This is a genomic window from Phreatobacter sp. AB_2022a, assembly GCF_026847585.1.
GTDB lineage: Bacteria > Pseudomonadota > Alphaproteobacteria > Rhizobiales > Phreatobacteraceae > Phreatobacter.
In genome coordinates, this window is the sequence record NZ_JAPSET010000077.1 from 1 (window position 1) to 17,672 (window position 17,672).

At 68.5% G+C, this 17,672-nt stretch carries 21 protein-coding genes; 10 read left to right on the plus strand and 11 right to left on the minus strand.

What is annotated here, in order from left to right; all coding sequences use genetic code 11:
- Positions 1-140: 140 nt before the first annotated feature.
- The 7 genes from OZ671_RS30275 to OZ671_RS30300 form a co-directional block, all read right to left on the minus strand.
- The gene (locus tag OZ671_RS30275) at positions 141-863 is read right to left on the minus strand and encodes a Tim44/TimA family putative adaptor protein (RefSeq protein WP_268864158.1); all 723 of its coding nucleotides are present in this window, start codon (positions 861-863) and stop codon (positions 141-143) included.
- A 259-nt stretch (positions 864-1,122) separates the two neighbouring features.
- Positions 1,123-1,557: a type II toxin-antitoxin system RelE/ParE family toxin gene (locus OZ671_RS32125; RefSeq protein WP_442957147.1), complete on the minus strand. Its 435-nt coding sequence runs from the start codon at positions 1,555-1,557 to the stop codon at positions 1,123-1,125.
- Positions 1,558-1,668: 111 nt separating this feature from the next.
- Positions 1,669-2,655 (minus strand): ABC transporter ATP-binding protein, encoded by a 987-nt coding sequence (locus OZ671_RS30280; protein WP_268864159.1) that lies wholly within the window; start codon positions 2,653-2,655, stop codon positions 1,669-1,671.
- Complete coding sequence (locus OZ671_RS30285) at positions 2,652-3,644, minus strand: ABC transporter ATP-binding protein (protein WP_328286411.1); 993 nt, start codon at positions 3,642-3,644, stop codon at positions 2,652-2,654. Before OZ671_RS30285 ends, OZ671_RS30280 begins: the two co-directional genes overlap by 4 nt.
- A 15-nt stretch (positions 3,645-3,659) precedes the next feature.
- Complete coding sequence (locus OZ671_RS30290; RefSeq protein WP_268864160.1) at positions 3,660-4,583, minus strand: ABC transporter permease; 924 nt, start codon at positions 4,581-4,583, stop codon at positions 3,660-3,662.
- 2 nt (positions 4,584-4,585) lie between these two features.
- Entirely contained in the window at positions 4,586-5,527 is a 942-nt protein-coding gene (locus OZ671_RS30295; RefSeq protein WP_268864161.1) for an ABC transporter permease, read from the minus strand.
- Positions 5,528-5,684: 157 nt separating this feature from the next.
- A complete protein-coding gene (locus tag OZ671_RS30300; protein ID WP_268864162.1) occupies positions 5,685-7,286 on the minus strand; it encodes an ABC transporter substrate-binding protein in 1,602 nt (533 codons plus the stop codon).
- Between the two features lie 508 nt (positions 7,287-7,794).
- Between OZ671_RS30300 and OZ671_RS30305 the strand changes: the two genes are divergently transcribed.
- From OZ671_RS30305 to pcaG, 5 genes are all read left to right on the plus strand, one after another.
- On the plus strand, positions 7,795-8,655 hold the full coding sequence (locus tag OZ671_RS30305) for a CoA transferase subunit A (protein WP_268864163.1): 861 nt from the start codon (positions 7,795-7,797) through the stop codon (positions 8,653-8,655).
- An 11-nt stretch (positions 8,656-8,666) separates the two neighbouring features.
- Positions 8,667-9,434 carry a CoA-transferase subunit beta gene (locus OZ671_RS30310; protein WP_268864164.1) on the plus strand — a complete coding sequence of 256 codons (768 nt, stop codon included), beginning with the start codon at positions 8,667-8,669 and terminating at the stop codon, positions 9,432-9,434.
- Positions 9,435-9,467: 33 nt separating this feature from the next.
- On the plus strand, positions 9,468-10,670 hold the full coding sequence (pcaF, locus tag OZ671_RS30315) for a 3-oxoadipyl-CoA thiolase (RefSeq protein ID WP_268864165.1): 1,203 nt from the start codon (positions 9,468-9,470) through the stop codon (positions 10,668-10,670).
- 122 nt (positions 10,671-10,792) lie between these two features.
- Positions 10,793-11,503 (plus strand): protocatechuate 3,4-dioxygenase subunit beta, encoded by a 711-nt coding sequence (gene pcaH / locus OZ671_RS30320; protein WP_268864166.1) that lies wholly within the window; start codon positions 10,793-10,795, stop codon positions 11,501-11,503.
- Positions 11,493-12,104, plus strand: coding sequence for a protocatechuate 3,4-dioxygenase subunit alpha (gene pcaG / locus OZ671_RS30325; RefSeq protein ID WP_268864167.1), 612 nt, complete (start codon positions 11,493-11,495; stop codon positions 12,102-12,104). The genes pcaH and pcaG overlap by 11 nt, the downstream gene beginning before the upstream one ends.
- A gap of 35 nt (positions 12,105-12,139) precedes the next feature.
- On the opposite strand, the gene OZ671_RS30330 is transcribed toward pcaG, so the two are convergent.
- Positions 12,140-12,754: a LysE family translocator gene (locus OZ671_RS30330; protein ID WP_268864168.1), complete on the minus strand. Its 615-nt coding sequence runs from the start codon at positions 12,752-12,754 to the stop codon at positions 12,140-12,142.
- A gap of 71 nt (positions 12,755-12,825) precedes the next feature.
- Positions 12,826-13,923: an A/G-specific adenine glycosylase gene (gene mutY, locus OZ671_RS30335; RefSeq protein WP_268864169.1), complete on the minus strand. Its 1,098-nt coding sequence runs from the start codon at positions 13,921-13,923 to the stop codon at positions 12,826-12,828.
- 60 nt (positions 13,924-13,983) lie between these two features.
- On the opposite strand from mutY, the gene OZ671_RS30340 reads away from it, so the two are divergent.
- Complete coding sequence (locus tag OZ671_RS30340) at positions 13,984-14,469, plus strand: DUF721 domain-containing protein (RefSeq protein WP_268864170.1); 486 nt, start codon at positions 13,984-13,986, stop codon at positions 14,467-14,469.
- Between the two features lie 186 nt (positions 14,470-14,655).
- Complete coding sequence (locus OZ671_RS30345) at positions 14,656-14,979, plus strand: hypothetical protein (RefSeq protein WP_268864171.1); 324 nt, start codon at positions 14,656-14,658, stop codon at positions 14,977-14,979.
- 3 nt (positions 14,980-14,982) lie between these two features.
- Here OZ671_RS30345 and OZ671_RS30350 read toward each other — a convergent pair whose 3' ends face one another.
- On the minus strand, positions 14,983-15,570 hold the full coding sequence (locus tag OZ671_RS30350) for a histidine phosphatase family protein (protein ID WP_268864172.1): 588 nt from the start codon (positions 15,568-15,570) through the stop codon (positions 14,983-14,985).
- A 166-nt stretch (positions 15,571-15,736) separates the two neighbouring features.
- Between OZ671_RS30350 and lspA the strand changes: the two genes are divergently transcribed.
- From lspA to OZ671_RS30365, 3 genes are all read left to right on the plus strand, one after another.
- Positions 15,737-16,246, plus strand: coding sequence for a signal peptidase II (lspA, locus tag OZ671_RS30355; RefSeq protein WP_268864173.1), 510 nt, complete (start codon positions 15,737-15,739; stop codon positions 16,244-16,246).
- Positions 16,247-16,357: 111 nt separating this feature from the next.
- Positions 16,358-17,047, plus strand: coding sequence for a hypothetical protein (locus OZ671_RS30360; RefSeq protein WP_268864174.1), 690 nt, complete (start codon positions 16,358-16,360; stop codon positions 17,045-17,047).
- Positions 17,048-17,119: 72 nt separating this feature from the next.
- Positions 17,120-17,359 carry a DUF2093 domain-containing protein gene (locus tag OZ671_RS30365; RefSeq protein WP_268864175.1) on the plus strand — a complete coding sequence of 80 codons (240 nt, stop codon included), beginning with the start codon at positions 17,120-17,122 and terminating at the stop codon, positions 17,357-17,359.
- Here OZ671_RS30365 and OZ671_RS30370 read toward each other — a convergent pair.
- The coding region (locus OZ671_RS30370) for a tetraacyldisaccharide 4'-kinase (RefSeq protein WP_268864176.1) at positions 17,337-17,672 on the minus strand (336 nt) is incomplete at its 5' end. The two genes, OZ671_RS30365 and OZ671_RS30370, sit on opposite strands and share 23 nt — an antisense overlap.

Genomic DNA, 17,672 nt, shown 5'->3' on the forward strand with positions numbered 1-17,672 from the left:
GCAGACTGCCGCAGCAACAGGAGAAGTTCGCTGGCCGCCTGGGCCGGCGTGCCCGGCGCTGCCACCGCCAGCGCCAGGGCCGCAAGGCCGGCGCAGCGGACCAAGCGACCTCTCATCGGCGCCTCCCGCGCGGTGCCGGGTCAGCTGCCGGCTTCGGTCGCGATCAGACGCCAGTTCGGATCGCGGTCGGTGACATTGCGCGCGAAGGTCCAGATATCGGTCACGTCGGTGACACGGTCGGGCGAGCCGTCGACGACATTGCCGGCACGGTCGCGCGTCGCGGTCACCAGCTGGGAAACGAATTTCAGCGTGACCTGGGCCTGGTCGCCGCGCATCTGCGCGTCGGTGATGTCCGCCTTCTCGATGCCGACAAAGCGGGTCTCGACCGTCTCGCCACGGCTCTCGCGTTCCTTGATCGCGGCCTCGAAGCCTTCGAAAACGTCCTTGGCCAGGAGGTCGCGCAGCGTCCGGCGATCGCCGCCGGCAAAAGCCAGCACGATCATCTCATAGGCCGACTTGGCGCCACCGATGAAGCCGACCGCGTCGAAGGACGGGTCGCGTCCGGCGATGGCGTCGAGGCCGCGTGCGGCCGACGAGCCGGCGGCGGCGACATTGGTCCAGCGCGGTTCGGCCGGCTGGCCCGGCTCGGCCGCCGGGGGCGGGGCGGGCTGCTGCTGGCCGTTGCGGTTCGGCAGGGGGACGACGTCGGCGGGCCCGCGCTGGGCCTCGCGGTTCTTGTCGCCCGACTGGAACGGGTCGCGCTCCTGGCCGGTCTTGGTGCCGAGCACGCTACGCAAGCGGAAGAAGATGAACACCGCAAGAGCCAGGAAGATGATCGTGTAGATGTCAAATGCGTTGTTCATGGTCGCCGACTTTCGGGGGCGGAAACGAGACACGACAAGGCGGTCTGCGGCTTATGGCTGCCTCATGACGGCCCGATCTCAAGGTTCACCCGGAACGTGATAGCGCAACCCAGCGAAACTCCAAATCACCGCACGAAGACACCGTATCGTATATCCCGCAGCACACCGCACAAATAAGGCATTTTTCGCGGATCGCCAGATGGAGCGCCGCGTCCCGGCCGATAAAGCCAGGATTTGCAAATGTTTCCGACGTCATGTTTCAATTTGACGCGGTTGCCGGTCGAAACCCCGTTTCAGCCTTGAGGAGACGGCGGCAAAAGCCTTCCCCTTTTGGATTTGCCTGGGAGACACGACTCGCGCCGACGGCTGGGACACGCGGGTGTGAAAACGAGCTTCCCAAAAGACATCGGATCACGGGGAGACAGAGATCGCAGCCTCGATCAGTCCAGATGCGCCTCTGCATCCACTCGTCGGGGGGAATGCGAACGATGCCGATTACACCATCTTCCACGCGATAAAACAGGAGATGGGCCCCGACCGCGAACTTCGTGTAACCAGCGCGAATCGCTACTTTTTGACCTCGCTTTCGACCATCTGCGAGCCCGCGACAGGCGTCGCGAATGTCATCGATATAGCGGCCGGCCTGGTCGGTACTCCACCGGCGCTGGCGGACCATGCGACCGCCGCCAGACATCCGGCGAGAAGACCGATCATCGGCAGTCGCACGATGCACCCTCCGGCAGAAACCTCCCAAGCCTTCCGAACAGCCAAGCCGCAGCAAGGCCTCACCTGGAGCGGCGCATGCTCACGCGCGCGCCGGCTCGTCATGCAGGTGGCAGGCGGCGAAATGCCCCTCGCCAGTGGCCTTGAGCTGCGGCTCCTCCACCCGGCAGCGCTCGAAGGCATAGGGGCAGCGTGTGTGGAAGCGGCAGCCCTTCGGCGGATTGATCGGGCTCGGCACGTCGCCTTTCAGGATGATGCGCTCGCGCGCCGCACCGGGATCGGGAACCGGCACGGCGGAGAGCAGCGCCTGGGTATAGGGATGCTTCGGCTCGGCGAAGATGCCGCGGCGCGGGGCGATCTCGACGATCTTGCCGAGATACATCACCGCCACGCGATGCGTCATGTGCTCGACCACGGCCAGGTCGTGGCTGATGAACAGGAGGGCGAGTCCGAGCTCCTTCTGCAGGTCCTGCAGGAGGTTGACGATCTGCGCCTTGACCGAGACGTCGAGGGCCGAGACCGCCTCGTCGCAGATGATCAGGTCCGGCTCGGCGGCGAGCGCGCGAGCGATGCCGATGCGCTGGCGCTGGCCGCCGGAAAACTCGTGCGGCCAGCGGTTCACCGCATCGCGCGGCAGGCGCACCGTGTCCATGAGGTCGCCGATGCGCCGGTCGATGTCGGCGCGATCCTTGGCGAGGCCGAAATTGGTGATCGGCTCGGCCAGGATGTCGCGCACCTTCAGGCGCGGGTTGAGCGAGGAGAACGGGTCCTGGAACACCACCTGCACGCGCCGACGGATCGGCCTGAGCGCGCCCGGCGACATGCCGTCGATGCGCTGGCCGTCGAGCACGACCTCGCCCGAGGTGATGGGGAACAGCTTGAGGATGGCCTTGCCGACGGTCGACTTGCCGCAGCCGGATTCGCCGACCAGCGACAGCGTCTCGCCCTTGGCGATGTCGAAGGAAACGCCGTCGACCGCATAGACCTTGGCGGTGACGCCGCCGAAGAAGCCTCCGGTGATCGGGAAGTGCTTTTTCAGGTCGTTGACTTGAAGCAGGGGCTGGCTCATGCGGCGACGGCCTCTTTCTGCGCATGGTGGCAGGCGACGATGTGCCGTGCGGCCTTGGTTTCGAGGCCGGGCGCGACCGCCCGGCAGAGATCGGTGACCTTCGTGCAGCGGCCGGCGAAGACGCAGCCCTGGATGCGCGTCTTCAGGCTCGGCACGAGGCCCGGGATCTCGGACAGCCGCGTGGCCGTACCTTCCACCGACGAGCCGAGCTTCGGCACCGCGCCGAGCAGGCCCTGGGTGTAGGGGTGGCGCGGATCGTTGAACAGCTCCTTGACCGGTGCCTCCTCGACCTTGCGCCCGGCATACATGACCATGACCCGCTCGGCGACCTCGGCGACGACGCCGAGATCGTGGGTGATCAGCACGATGGCGGCGCCGACCCGGTGCTTGAGATCGCGCATCAGGTCGAGGATCTGCGCCTGGATGGTCACGTCGAGCGCGGTGGTCGGCTCGTCGGCGATCAGGAGCTTCGGATTGCAGGCGAGAGCGATGGCGATCATCACGCGCTGGCGCATGCCGCCCGAAAGCTGGTGCGGATATTCCCTGACACGGCGGGCCGGTTCGGGAATGCCGACCAGGGTCAGCATTTCGATGGCGCGTCGTTCGGCCGCCGCCCTGTCGAGGCCCTGATGCAGGCGCAGCGTCTCGCCGATCTGCCGCCCGACGGTGAGGACCGGATTGAGCGAGGTCATCGGCTCCTGGAAGATCATCGAGATGTCGTTGCCGCGGATGCCGCGCATCTCCTTCTCGGACAGGGCCAGCAGGTCCTTGCCCTGGAAGCGGATCGAACCGGCAATGCGGCCGGGCGGCTCCGGGATGAGCCGCAGGAGCGACATCGAGGTGACCGACTTGCCGCAGCCGGATTCGCCGACGATCGCCAGAGTCTCGCCGGCATCGACATGGAACGACACGCCGTCGACCGCCCGGTTGATGCCGTCGGGCGTGCGGAAATGGGTCTGCAGGTTCTCGACCTCGAGCAGATGGGCCATGCGATCAATCTCCGGTCAGTCTGCTTTGGCCATGCGCGGATCGAGCGCGTCGCGCAGACCGTCGCCGAGCAGGTTCACCGCCAGCACCGTCAGCGACAGGAAGATGGCCGGGAACAGCACGATGTAGAACTTGACCTGCCACAGCGCCCGGCCCTCGGCCATGATATTGCCCCAGGACGGCGTGATCGGCGGGGTGCCGGCGCCGATGAACGACAGGATCGCCTCGGTGATCATCGCGCTGGCGCAGATATAGGTGGCCTGCACGATCAGCGGCGCCAGCGTGTTGGGCAGGATGTGACGCAGGATGATCATCGGCGTGCGCGTGCCGGCGGCGACCGCGGCATCGACATAGGGCTGTTCGCGCAGTGACAGCACGACGCCGCGCACCAGGCGCGAGACGCGCGGGATCTCGGCGATCGTGATGGCGACGATGACATTGCCGACCGAGCCGCGGGTGAGCGCCATCAGCGCCACCGCGAGCAGGATCGGCGGGATCGACATGATGCCGTCCATGACGCGCATGATGAGGCTGTCGGCGACCCTGACGAAACCCGAGATCAGGCCGACCAGCAGGCCGCCGAGCGAGGCGAGGATCGCCACCGAGAAGCCGACGATCAGCGAGACGCGGGCGCCGTAGAGCACGCGCGAATAGATGTCGCGGCCGAGCATGTCGGTGCCGAACCAGTAGAGCGCGGAGGGCTCGCGGGTGCGCCGGGAGGTGGCGATGGCGGTCGGGTCGACGGTGCCGAGATAGGGCGCGAAGACCGCCGCGATCAGCATCAGGAGGAGCAGCGCCGCGCCGATCGCGATCGTCGGATAGCGGCGCAGGAAGCCGATCATGCCGCGGCGCGGCTTCACCTCGGGCAGCACGTCCGGAAGCTCAGGAGCGACCACGGTGCCGGGGGGGATCTGACCGGCGGAGATCTGGGAAGGTTGCATGTTCAATAGCGGATCCTCGGATCAACGAGGGTATAGACGAGGTCGATCGCGAGATTGACCAGCACGTAGACGAAGGAGAACAGGAGCACGAGGCCCTGGATCACCGGATAGTCGCGCCTGAGGATCGCATCGACGGTCAGCCGGCCGAGGCCGGGAATGGCGAAGACGCTTTCGGTGACGACGGCGCCGCCGATCAGCAGCGCGATGCCGATGCCGATGACGGTGACGATCGGCACCGCCGCATTCTTCAGCGCATGCAGGAACAGGATGCCGCCCTGCCCGACGCCCTTGGCGCGGGCGGTGCGCACATAGTCCTGCTGCAGCACCTCCAGCATGGTGGCGCGGGTGATGCGGGCGATCAGCGCGACATAGACGCAGCCAAGCGCGATGGCCGGCAGGATCAGGTTCTCGAACCACGGCCAGAGACCCTGCGCGATCGGCGTGTAGCCCTGGACGGGCAGCCATTCGAGCTCGAGCGCGAACAGATAGGCGAGCAGGTAGCCGACGACGAAGACCGGCACCGAGAAGCCGAAGACCGCGAAGGCCATGATCGCCCGGTCGATCAGGGTTCCGGACTTCCAGGCGGCGACGACGCCGAGCGGCACGGCGATCGCCACGGCCAGGATCAGGGTCACGATCATCAGCGACAGGGTCGGCTCGATGCGCTGGGCGATCAGCTGCGTCACCGGCAGACCGGTAAAGATCGAGGTGCCGAGATCGAAATGCACGAGCCGCCAGACCCAGTCGCCGAACTGGACGAGGAACGGCCGGTCGAGGCCGAGGCTCTGGCGGATCTTCTCGACATCGGCGGGCGAGGCCTGGTCGCCGGCGATCACCGCCGCCGGGTCGCCCGGCGCGATATACAGAAGCGAGAACACGAACAGCGCGACGACGGCCATGACAGGGATCGTCGCGAGTATCCGCCGGGCGATGTAAACGAACATCCGTACCGTCTTTTCAAAAGAAGCCCGGGGCAGGAGGGTTCAAAAGCCCGCCCCGCCCGGGCCGGTTGCTGCCGACAGACCTTATGATCGATCCGCCAGCCATTGAAACTCCCGGAAGGCGGTGACCTGCCTCCCGGAATTCGAGCAGACCCTATGGTCAGCTCTTCGCCACGTTCCAGAAGAACGGCAGCGGCCCCTTGACGATGCCGCTGACGCTGTTGCGCCAGGCAGTGTAGCCGAGGAAGAAGCCCGAGGGCACGTAGACGACATTGTCGAGCGCCGCCTTGTTGAGCGCACGCATGGCGACCTTCTCCTCGTCGAGGGTCTTGGCCTCGAACCAGTTGCCCACCTGCTGCTCCACCGCGGGGATATCGGGCCAGCCGAACCAGGCGCCGTCGCCATTGGCGCGGATCGCCGTGTAGCTCGCCGGATTGATGCAGTCGGCACCGGCATGCCAGGAGAAGAAGATGTTCCAGCCGCCCTGCGCCGGCGGCGCCTTGACGGCGCGGCGCTGGCCGGTCGTGCCCCAGTCGGTGGCGATGAAATCGACGTTCATGCCGAGCTTCTTGAGAAGGTCGGCGGCAACGTCGCCCTGGGCCTTGGTGACCGGCTGGTCCTGCGCGACCACCATGGTCACCGGCTGGCCGGAATAGCCGCTCTCGGCGAGCAGCTTCTTGGCCGCGGCGAGGTCGCGTGGGCCCTTCAGGATCTCGCCGCCCTCCTCGTTGTAGAGCGGCGTGCCGGGCGTGAAATAGCCGGGCAGCGCCTTCCACAGGCTGTCGTCGGAGCCGACGATGGCGCGCATGAAGTCTTCCTGGCTGAGCGCGGTCAGGAGCGCGCGGCGCGCGCGGACGTCATTGAACGGCGGGTGCAGGTGGTTGAGACGGAAGGCGCCGATATTGCCGAGCGGATCGCCGATGTCGACCTTGATGTTGCGGTTGCGCTTGAGCACCGGCACGAGGTCGGCGATCGGGTTCTCCCACCAGTCGACCTCGCCGTTCTGCAGCGCCGCCGAGGCGGTCGCCGGATCGGGCATGATGTGCCACTCGATGCGGTCGACCAGCATCTTCTTGCCGCCGGCGAGCCAGGATGCGGGCTCGGCGCGCGGCACATAGTCGGCGAAGCGCTCGAACACGGCCTTCGCCCCGGGGACCCAGTCGCCGCGGACGAACTTCATCGGGCCGGAGCCGATATATTCGCTGATCTGCTGGAAGGGGTCGGTCTTGGCGATCCGCTCCGGCATCATGAACGAGCAGGGCGCATTGTTCTTGGCGAGCGCCAGCAGCATTTTCGGATAGGGCTTCTTCAGCCGCCAGCGGAAGGTGCGGTCGTCGACCGCAACGAGTTCCTCCTGGATCGCCTTGAGCATCAGCCCCATCGGATCGCGGGCGGACCAGCGCACGAGGCTCGCCACGCAGTCGCGCGCGAGCACCGGCGTGCCGTCATGGAATTTGAGGCCGGGGCGCAGCCGAAAGGTCCAGGTCAGCCCGTCGGAGGACACTTCCTCGTGCTCGACCATCTGGCGCTGGGGCGTCAGCTTGTCGTCGACGCCGTAAAGCGTGTCCCAGACCAGCGCCGCGGCGTTGCGCACGACATATTGAGTGCCCCAGATGGGGTCGAAATTGGCAAGATTGGCCTGCGGCACGAAGCGCAGGGTCTTGGCCGCGGCGCCCTGCGCCAGGGCCGGCGCGGCAAGCCCGCCGCTCGCGGCCAGCGCGCCAATGCCGGCGCCGGCCTTGATGAAATGTCTGCGATCCATTGTGAGGACTCCCCTGGAGTGACGCTGCCGACGTTCCCGCTCTGGTTCGCAGCCGGGCCTTGCCGCCCTTGTTCTGAAGCTTGCGAACCGTCCGGCCTGGGCCGGACGCGCCACGGTAGCGGCTGCCCGATCCCATGCCATAAGGTTTTTCCCCGATGACTCAGCGGAGCCCGAGGCGGTTTCGCCTCGCCTGGCGCGGGAAAAGGCAATGATTTGCGGCAAGTGGGCGCAGGCGGAGAAAATTGTTGGCAGGCCGCCCGCCATGACGCCACTGGGCCCGGCGCCCCCGCCCGCCCGGCCGCCGGCGGGGCGGCCGCCCGACAATGCCGCGATCGGCGCCAGCAGATGGCGAGCCCGCAGGCAGGCATGGCTTCGGCAGGGGAGCCATGCTGTTCGCATTATGGGCGATAATCGCCCTGATATCCGCATATCGCACTTGACAGCCGAGGCCGCCGGCGCGAGGAACGCCTTCAGTGGAAACGCTCCCCTTATCGAGGAAGGATGGATCATGGCGGCATTCATGTCCCTGTCCGAGGCCATCGCCGCGAATGTGCGCGACGGCGATACCGTGGCCATGGAAGGCTTCACCCACCTCATTCCCTACGCCGCCGGCCATGAGGTGATCAGGCAGAAGCGCCAGGACCTGACGCTGATCCGCATGACGCCCGACATCCTCTACGATCAGCTCATCGGCATGGGCCAGGTGAAGAAGCTCGTCTTCTCCTGGGCCGGCAATCCCGGCGTCGGCTCGCTGCACCGGATGCGCGATGCGGTGGAGCGCGGCTGGCCGCGCAAGCTGGAGATCGAGGAACATTCCCACGCGGCCATGGCCAATGCCTTCGAGGCTGGCGCGGCCAACCTGCCCTTCGCCGTGTTCCGCGGCTATCGCGGCGTCGACCTGCCCAAGGTCAATCCGCGCATCAGGTCGGTCACCTGCCCCTATACCGGCGAAGTGCTGGCGACCGTGCCGGCGGTGCGCCCCGACGTCACCCTCATCCATGCCCAGCGCGCCGATCGGGAGGGCAACGTCCTGATCGAAGGCATTGTCGGCGTGCAGAAGGAGGCAGTGCTGGCAGCCAAGCGCTCGGTGGTGACGGTGGAGGAGATCGTCGACGATTTCGGACCGCGCAGCACCAATGCGGCGATCCTGCCGGCCTGGACGGTCAGCGCGGTGGTCAAGGTTCCCGGCGGCGCGCATCCGTCCTACGCCCAGGGCTATTACAAGCGCGACAATGCCTTCTACATTGCCTGGGACGCCATCGCCCGCGAGCGCGAGACCTTCCTGAAGTGGATGGAGGAGAATGTCCTCGCCAAGGGCCCGGAGGATTTTGCCGACTATGCCCGGCGCTTCGCGATCGCGGCCGAGTGAGGGAGCCGATCATGACCGATTACACCCCCAGCGAAATGATGACGATCAGCGCGGCGCGGCTGCTCGGCAACGACGACATCTGCTTCGTCGGCATCGGCGCGCCATCGGCCGCCTGCAACCTCGCCCGCCTGACCCATGCGCCGAAGATCACCCTGATCTACGAATCCGGCACGCTGTCGACCCGGCCGACCGTGCTGCCGCTGTCGATCGGCGACGGCGAACTGTGCGACACGGCGCTCACCACCGTCTCGGTGCCGGAAATGTTCCGCTACTGGCTGCAGGGCGGCCGGATCACGGTGGGCTTCCTCGGCGGCGCCCAGATCGACCGCTTCGCCAATCTCAACACGACCGTGGTCGGCCCCTATGACGATCCCAAGGTGCGCCTGCCCGGCGGCGGCGGCGCGCCCGAAATCGCCATCCATTGCGGCCAGATCTTCATCATCATGGCGATGGGCCAGCGCGCCTTCATGGACAAGCTGCCCTTCATCACCTCGCTCGGCCACGGCACCGGCAAAGGCTCGCGCGAGGCGCTCGGCGTCACCACCCGCGGCCCCACCCGCCTCATCACCGACCTCTGCATCTTCGAGCCCGATCCGGAGACGAGCGAACTCACCGTCACCTCGATCCATCCGGGCGTCAGCCGCGAGCAGATCCAGGCCAATTGCGGCTGGCCGGTGAAATATGCCGCCGAGGTCACCGAGACGCCGGTGCCGAGCGCCACCGAACTGACCGTGCTGCGCGACCTGCATGCCCGCACCAAGGCCGCGCACGCGGCCTGACCCTCTCCGGACCGCCCAAGGAGGCTCTGACCCATGGCCGATGTCTTCATCTGCGACGCCGTGCGCACCCCGATCGGCCGCTATGGCGGCGCGCTTGCCAAGGTGCGGGCCGACGACCTCGCGGCGGCGCCGCTGAAGGCGCTGATCGCCCGCCATCCGGCGCTCGCCGGCGCCATCGACGAGGTGGTGTTCGGCTGCGCCAACCAGGCCGGCGAGGACAACCGCAACGTCGCGCGCATGGCCAGCCTGCTGGCCGGCCTGCCCGACACGGTACCGGCGCTGACCGTCAACCGTCTCTGCGCCTCCGGCCTCGACGCGGTCGGCGCAGCCGCCCGTGCGATCAAGGCCGGCGACATCGACCTCGCCATCGCCGGCGGCGTCGAGAGCATGACCCGCGCGCCCTTCGTGATGGGCAAGTCGGCCGAGCCGTTCCAGCGCACCTCCGAGGTGTTCGACACGACCATCGGCTGGCGCTTCATCAATCCCCTGATGAAGGCCCAGTACGGCGTCGATTCCATGCCCGAGACGGGCGAGAATGTCGCCGAGGAGTTCCAGGTCTCGCGCGAGGCCCAGGACGCGTTCGCCCTGCGCTCGCAGCAGCGCGCCGGCAAGGCCATCGCCTCGGGCTATTTCGCCGAGGAGATCGTGCCGGTGGAGATCGCCGGCAGAGGCGGTCCGATCGTCGTCGACAAGGACGAGCATCCGCGGCCGGAGACGACCGCGGAAGGCCTCGCCAAGCTGAAGGCCTTCGTGCGCCAGCCCGGCACGGTGACCGCCGGCAATGCCTCCGGCGTCAACGACGGCGCCGCGGCGATGATCGTCGCCTCGGCCGAGGCGGTGACGAAATACGGCCTGACGCCGCGCGCGCGCGTGCTCGGCCTCGCCTCGGCCGGCGTGCCGCCGCGCATCATGGGCATCGGCCCGGTGCCGGCGGTGAAGAAGCTGGTCGAGCGGCTCGGCATCAAGGTGTCGGACTTCGACGTGATCGAGCTCAACGAGGCCTTCGCGAGCCAGGGCATCGCCGTGCTGCGCGGCCTCGGCCTGCCCGAGGATGCCGACCACGTCAATCCGAACGGCGGCGCCATCGCGCTCGGCCATCCGCTCGGCATGTCCGGCGCGCGCATCGCCGCAACCGCCGTGCACCAGCTCGAAAAAACCGGCGGGCGCTACGGCCTCGCCACCATGTGCGTCGGCGTCGGCCAGGGCGTCGCCCTCGCCGTCGAGCGCGTGGCTTGATGGCGAATAGCGAATAGCGAATAGCGAATAGCGAATAGCGAATAGCGAATAGGGCATCTTGCTTCTTGTCGGCGCTCGGCAATCCCTATTCGCCACTCGCCAAAAAACGAGGGAGCGAGACCATGACGCTGGAATTTCCACGCAAGGCGGCGCTGGCGCACCCGCCGAGCCTGCATCCGGCCTATACCAGCACCGTGCTGCGGGCGCCGCAGAAGCCCCTGATCATCGTGCCGCACACGCTCAGCGAGCTGACCGGACCCGTCTATGGCCACGACAAGGTGCGCGAGAGCGACTGCGACCTGACCCGCCAGCATGCCGGTGAGCCGCAGGGCGAGCGCATCATCGTCACCGGCCGCGTGCTGGACGAGGACGGCAGGCCTGTGCCGAATGCGCTGGTCGAGCTCTGGCAGGCCAATGCCGCCGGCCGCTACGTCCATGCCCGGGACCAGCACCCGGCCCCGCTCGACCCGAATTTCACCGGCGCGGGCCGTTACGTGACCGGCCCGGACGGCCGTTACCGCTTCACCACCATCCGGCCCGGCGCCTATCCCTGGCGCAACCACCACAATGCCTGGCGGCCGGCCCATATCCACTTCTCGGTGTTCGGCCCGTCCTTCCTGTCGCGCCTGGTCACCCAGATGTATTTTCCCGGCGACCCGCTGTTCCCCTTCGATCCGATCTTCAATGGCATCCCCGACGCACGGGCGCGCGAGCGGCTGATCGCCCGTTTCGATCTCGAGACCACCATGCCCGAATGGGCGCTCGGCTATCAGTTCGACATTGTCCTGCGCGGCCGCGACGCCACCCCGACGGAAGAGCCCCATGACCACTGACGGCACCGCCAAGGACCGCCCGGACGGCATCTCGCCGTCGCAGACGGTCGGCCCGTTCTTCCACTACGGCCTGACGCCGGGCTCGGCCTATCCGGACGTGCCGGTCAGCGCCGACGGCCGGGTCGCCGCGCCGGGCACGGCCGGCGAGCACATCGTCGTCACCGGCCGGGTCATCGACGGCGCCGGCACGCCCGTGCCGGACGCCATGATCGAGATCTGGCAGGCCGATGCCGACGGCCGCTATGCCCATCCCGCCGACGGGCGGGCCCGGGCGAGCAACAGCTTCATGGGCTTCGGGCGGTCGGACACGAACGCCGAGGGCACCTACCGCTTCGAGACGATCAAGCCGGGCCGGACGCCGGGGCTCAACGGCGCCGAGCAGGCCCCGCATCTCCTGGTCGCGGTGTTCGGCCGCGGCATGCTGCGGCACCTCTATACGCGCATCTATTTCGACGGCGAGCCGTCGAACGACACCGACGCGATCCTCAACCTCGTGCCGGCCGACCGGCGCAAGACCCTGATCGCCCGGCGCGAGGGCACGACCTACCGCCTCGACATCCGCCTGCAGGGCGAGGACGAGACGGTGTTCTTCGAGATCTGACATGATCTTCGAGGCCTGATACGCGGCCTCGAGGATCAGCCGCGCGCGGCGACCGCCACCGCCGCACCGGCCATCATGGTGCCGGTGCCGCGGTTGACGAGGCGCATCATGCGCGGGCTGGAAATGAACCGGCGGGCGCGCGCCGCGACCAGCGCATAGGTCCACATCGCGGCCGACAGGATCACCATCATCATGGCCGCGACCTCCACCGCCGCGAGCGGCGTGATGGCGGCGAGATCGACCACCAGCGGCAGGATCGACACGAAGAAGACCATGACCTTGGCATTGCCGAGCGTCAGGGCGAGGCCGCCGAGGAACAGCTTGAAGCCCTCGCCGCGCGCCCTGTCGCTCGCCTCTGGCGGCTCGGCCGGCGCGGTCCAGAGCTTGTAGGCGAGGTAGAGCAGGTAGGCGACGCCGGCATATTTGATGAGCAGGAACAGCGCGTGGAAATTCTGCGCCAGCGCCGCGAGGCCGAGCGCGACGAGCGCGAACCAGACGAGATCGCCGGCGACGATGCCCCAGATGAACGGCGCCGTGCGCCTGAGGCCGGTGCCGAGCACCCGGGCGATGACGGCGGCGACCGCCGGCCCCGGCGAGAAGGTCGCCATGGCATAGACGCCGCAGAACAGAATAAAGCCGGACAGTTCCATGCGCCTCGCTCCCGATCGGAGGCGCCATCAAACATCCGCCGCGATCGACTGTCGAGCCTTTCGGCGGCCGTTCAGAGCGCGTGGGCGATCACCTTGCGCATGACGGTCGGAAACGCCTCGCCTTCGATTTCCTCGAAACCGATCCAGCGCAGGCCGGCCGGCGCGGCAAGGTCGGCCGGGGCCTCCGCGCGGAACACGGTGAGCGCGAGCGGGAAATGGGTGAAGACATGGGAGACGACGCCGGGCAGCCGCCGATAGGCGAGCGCGACGGGCGCGGCCTCGTCGGCCGCGGTCAGGTCGAAATCCGCGCTCCAGGCACTGCCGGGAATTTCGGTCATGCCGCCGAGCAGGCCTTTCGGAGGCCGGGTGCCGACCAGCAGCCGGCGGTCGGCGCGCACGACCACGAAGGCGGCGCCGCGGCGCAACCGGCCGGCCGCCTTCGGCGCCTTGCGCGGATAGGCCTCCTGCGTGCCGGCGGCGCGCGCGGCGCAGGCCGCGGTCCACGGACAGAGCGTGCAGGCCGGCCGCTTCGGCGTGCAGATGGTGGCGCCGAGATCCATCATGGCCTGCGCGAAATCGCCGGCCCGGCCAGGATCGAGCAGCTCGGCCACCCGTGCCCGGATCGCCGGCTTGGCGCCGGGCAGCTCCGCCGCCATGGCGTCGAGCCGGGTGATCACCCGCTCGACATTGCCGTCGACCACCGCAGCGGGCTGGTCGAAGGCGATGGCGGCGATCGCCGCGGCAGTATAGTCGCCGATGCCCGGCAGTGCGCGCAGCGCCGCGACATCGCAGGGAAACCGCCCGGCATGCTGTATCGCCACCGTCTTGGCACAGGCATGCAGATTGCGGGCACGCGAATAATAGCCGAGGCCGGCCCAGGCCTTCATGACCTCCTCGACGGGACTCGCCGCCAGCGCCTCGACATCGGGCCAGAGCTTCAGGAACTTCTCGAAATAGGGGCCGACGGCCTTCACCGTGGTCTGCTGCAGCATGATCTCCGAGAGCCAGACGCGGTAGGGATCGGCCGATTCGCCCGGCAGGGCGCGCCAGGGCAGCCGTCGGCGGTGGCGATCGTACCAGGCAAGCAGCGCCGCCGCCGGCCCGGCCGGGACGGCCTGACGGGTTGCTGCGGGCCGTGCTAGGATTGCGGTGTCGGATCGGTTCGGCATGGGCCGACCCTGGACCAAAGCCGGACACGCTTTCAACTGATGGCGACGATGAACACACAGATGTCCCGCCGCCGGGGGCCGCGGCCTCTCGCCGATCTGGTCGCCGCCGAGATTGCCGAGACGCTGCAGAAAGCCGGTTTCGCCGCGACCGAGGTGGTCACCCGCTGGGACGAGATCGTCGGCGAGGACCTCGCGCGGCGCTGCTCGCCGATCAAGATCGCCTGGCCGCGGCGGGCCCAGGGGCTTGCCGAACCGGAACCCGGCACGCTGCATGTCCGGGTCGAGGCGCCCTTCGCGCTCGAAGTGCAGCATCTCGGGCCGATCATCGTCGAGCGGGTCAATGCCTTTTTCGGCTGGCGTTGCGTGGCCGCCATGCGGCTGACCCAGGTGCCGATGACGGCCCGCCGCAAGCCCGCGCCGCCGAAGCCGCCGCCGGCCGACGAAAAACGCCTCGCCGCCGCGCTGTCCGGTTTCGAGGACGAGCGGCTGCGCCTCGCCATGGAGCGCTTCGGCCGGGCGGTCGGGGCCAGGAGCGGCAAAAGCTGACGGGAACAGCGCGGCGAAGCGTCCCGATGACGCTCGCGCCTCGGGCTGATAGAATGACCTCGATCGTTGCCGGGCATATTTCCGCCTCAGCCGTGGCGGAGCATGGCCGGAATTCTCTTCCGCATTCCAATGCACGCGAATGTCCTGTCGCGTCGCCTGGAGATGCCCCTGTCCAGGAAGCGCCCGATGACCCGTTCCGACAGCCGTTCCGATCGCCAGAGCCGCGCCCCGCGGCTGCTGCGCCTTGCCCTGCTCGGCGCCGTCCTCGCGCTGCCGGCGGCCCTGCCGGCGCGCGCCCAGTCGGGTCTCGACGACGAGACCCGCGAACGCGTGCTGCTGACCTTGCAGAGCCGCGGGCACCTCGCCCCCGGCACGCGGCCGAAATGTTTCCCGGCCGGCATGAACGAGACGGTCACCGCCGGTCACTTCCGCTGCCCGTGGGACCGGCCGAACGGCCAGCCGCGGCTGCCGAGCGCCCAGAGCCTCTGGGGCATTCTCGGCAACTACTGACGTTCAGGGCTCGACGACCCGGAACCGCCCGCCCTGGAACAGATAGGCGACGCCCTGGCGGACATAGGTCTCGGCCGCTTCCGCCGTGCCGAGGCCGCCGATCAGCGCCATCAGCACCCGGCCGATGCCGCCATGGGCAACCACCACGGTGTCGCGCTCGATCAGCCGCAGGAAGGTGGCGAGCCGCGTCGCGACATCCTCGTAGTTCTCGCCGCGCGGCGGCCGCACATGCCATTTGTCGGCGACGCGGGCGGCCGCGAGCGGCGGATCGGCCCGTTCGACCTCGGCCCAGGTCAGGCCCTCCCAGGCCCCGAAGGCGATCTCCTTCAGCCGGTCGTCGGTACGATAGCCGGAGGGCGCGAGATCGAGGCCCTGCCGCATCAGCTCCATGGTTTCGCGGGCGCGCGACAGCGGGCTTGCCCAATAGGCGAGATCGGTCACCGCGGCGCCGAGCTTGACCAGCACGCCGGCCACCTCGCCGGCCTGGACCCGGCCGAGATCGTTCAGGGGAATGTCGCGCTGGCCCTGCAGGCGGCCTTCGGCGTTCCAGTCGGTCTCGCCGTGGCGAACAAAATAGAGGATCGGTTTCATCGGGTGTCTGGGCTGCCCACTGTCGGCGCGGGATATGCCGGCTCGCCGTCGCCTTGTCGAGCCGAAATGCCGATCTCGTGAGGCGAAAAGGCTTGACCGCGGCGCCCGCCCGCGCCAACTCGCCCAGGATCTCAAGGGACAGCCGCCTCGAAGGGAAACCGAACCCGTGACCGCATCGCCCTATCTCCGGCTCGGCCTCATCGCCATCGTGGCGACGCTTGCCATCGACCAGGCCTTCAAGGTGTTCATGCTGCAGGTCGTCGACATCGAAGCGCGGCAGTCGATCACCATCGCGCCCGTGCTCGATCTCGTCATGGCCTGGAACTACGGCGTCTCCTTCGGCCTGTTCCAGCAGGAGGGCCCGATCGGGCAATGGGCGCTGGTCGCCTTCAAGATCGGCGCGGTGGCGCTGATTGCCTGGTGGCTCTACCGGGCGGAAAGCCGTCTGACCGCGCTGTCGCTCGGGCTGATTGCCGGCGGCGCGCTGGGCAACGGGCTCGACCGCGTCATTTATGGTGCCGTCGCCGATTTCTTCGCCTTCCACATCACCACGGCGAGCTGGCAGTTCCGCTGGTACATCTTCAATCTCGCCGATGTCGCGATCGTTGCGGGGGTCGCCCTGCTTCTGTATGAGTCCCTCGTCGGCGGCCGGCCCCATGCCTCGAAATCGGCGTGATTGGGCCCAATATGTCCGCAGAACCGATGTCTTTCGCAAAAAGGCGTCGCCGGTAACCAGCGAGGTGATGCCTGTTCGCGGGCATCGCCGCAGCCAGTAGGGATGATGACCATGAAGCGCATTGCCACCGCGCTCCTCGTCACGGCGTTCGGCCTCGCGGCGTCCGCCGCCCAGGCCCAGCAGACCGATAGCAGCACGGTCGAGCGCACCATGTTCCAGGGGCTGCTCAGCGGCCTCGGCATCATCGACAACGAGCGTCCGGTCATCGACTACCGCGAACGCGCGCCGCTCGTCCTGCCGCGCAACAGCGCGCTGCCGGCGCCGCAGGAATCGGCCGCCTCGCGCAATCCGTCCTGGCCGAACGATCCCGACGTCGCGCGCGCCCGCGCGCTCGGCCTCTCCGAGAATTCGCCGATCGTGCGCGACGAGCTCGGCCGGACCCTGACCAATGGCGAGCTGCGCGCCCGCCAGGGCGGCGGCTGGTTCGGCGGCGGCCCGGTGGACACCACCCGCGACCGGTCGCAGCAGCAGCAGGCCGGCCCCGCCAGCGCCGCCGAAATGGGCGTGAGGCCGATCTGGCAGCAGGTCGGATCGCTGTTCGGCCCGTCCCAGCAGGACGCCGTGGTGCCGTTCCCGGGCGAACCGACCCGGCGCCGCCTGGTCGAGCCGCCTCCGGGCTATCGCACCGCCTCGCCGGATGCGCCCTATGGGCCGGTCGGCCGGCGCCCCGAGGATCCGAGCGCGGCCTACAACCGCCAGCCGAGCGGCCAGGATCCTGCCCGCATGCCCGGCTCGAACTGAGCCCGGGACCCGTATCTCACGCCGGCCGGGCGCTCGCGTCCGGCCGCAGCAGTACTGCAGGTTCGTTCCGCCATGCTCAACCGCTTAGGCCCGGGCCGCCCAGCCGATGGCGAAGCCGAGCTCCGCTATCTCGACGGCGACTATCGCATCGTCAAGCCGGGAGCCTTCGTGCGCTGCGCGGTGACCGGGCAGACAATCGCCATCGACGACCTGAAATACTGGAGCGTGCAGTTCCAGGAAGCCTATGCGAGCCCGCAGGCCGTGCTGGCGCGCCTGCACCCCGAGCGGATCAAGGCGCAGGCGGGCGGCTGACCGGCGCGATCAGCCGGTCGAGGGCCGGCGGATCCTCCGGCACGAGCTGAACCGGCACGGTGGTGGTCCGGGCGGCGAGATCGTCGAGCGCCGCCGAGCCCGTCAGCTTGACTCTGTCCTTTTCCGTCGTCACCAGGGCGAGGCCGGTGCGCGCCGCCTCGTCCAGCAGCTGCCGCGCGTCGGCCTCGGTATAGGCGTGGTGGTCCGGGAACGGCCGCAGCACGGCATTGCGCGCGCCTGCCGCGCCCAGCGTCTCGACAAATTTCGCCGGCCGGCCGATGCCGCAGAAGGCGAGCACGTCGCGGCCGGCGAG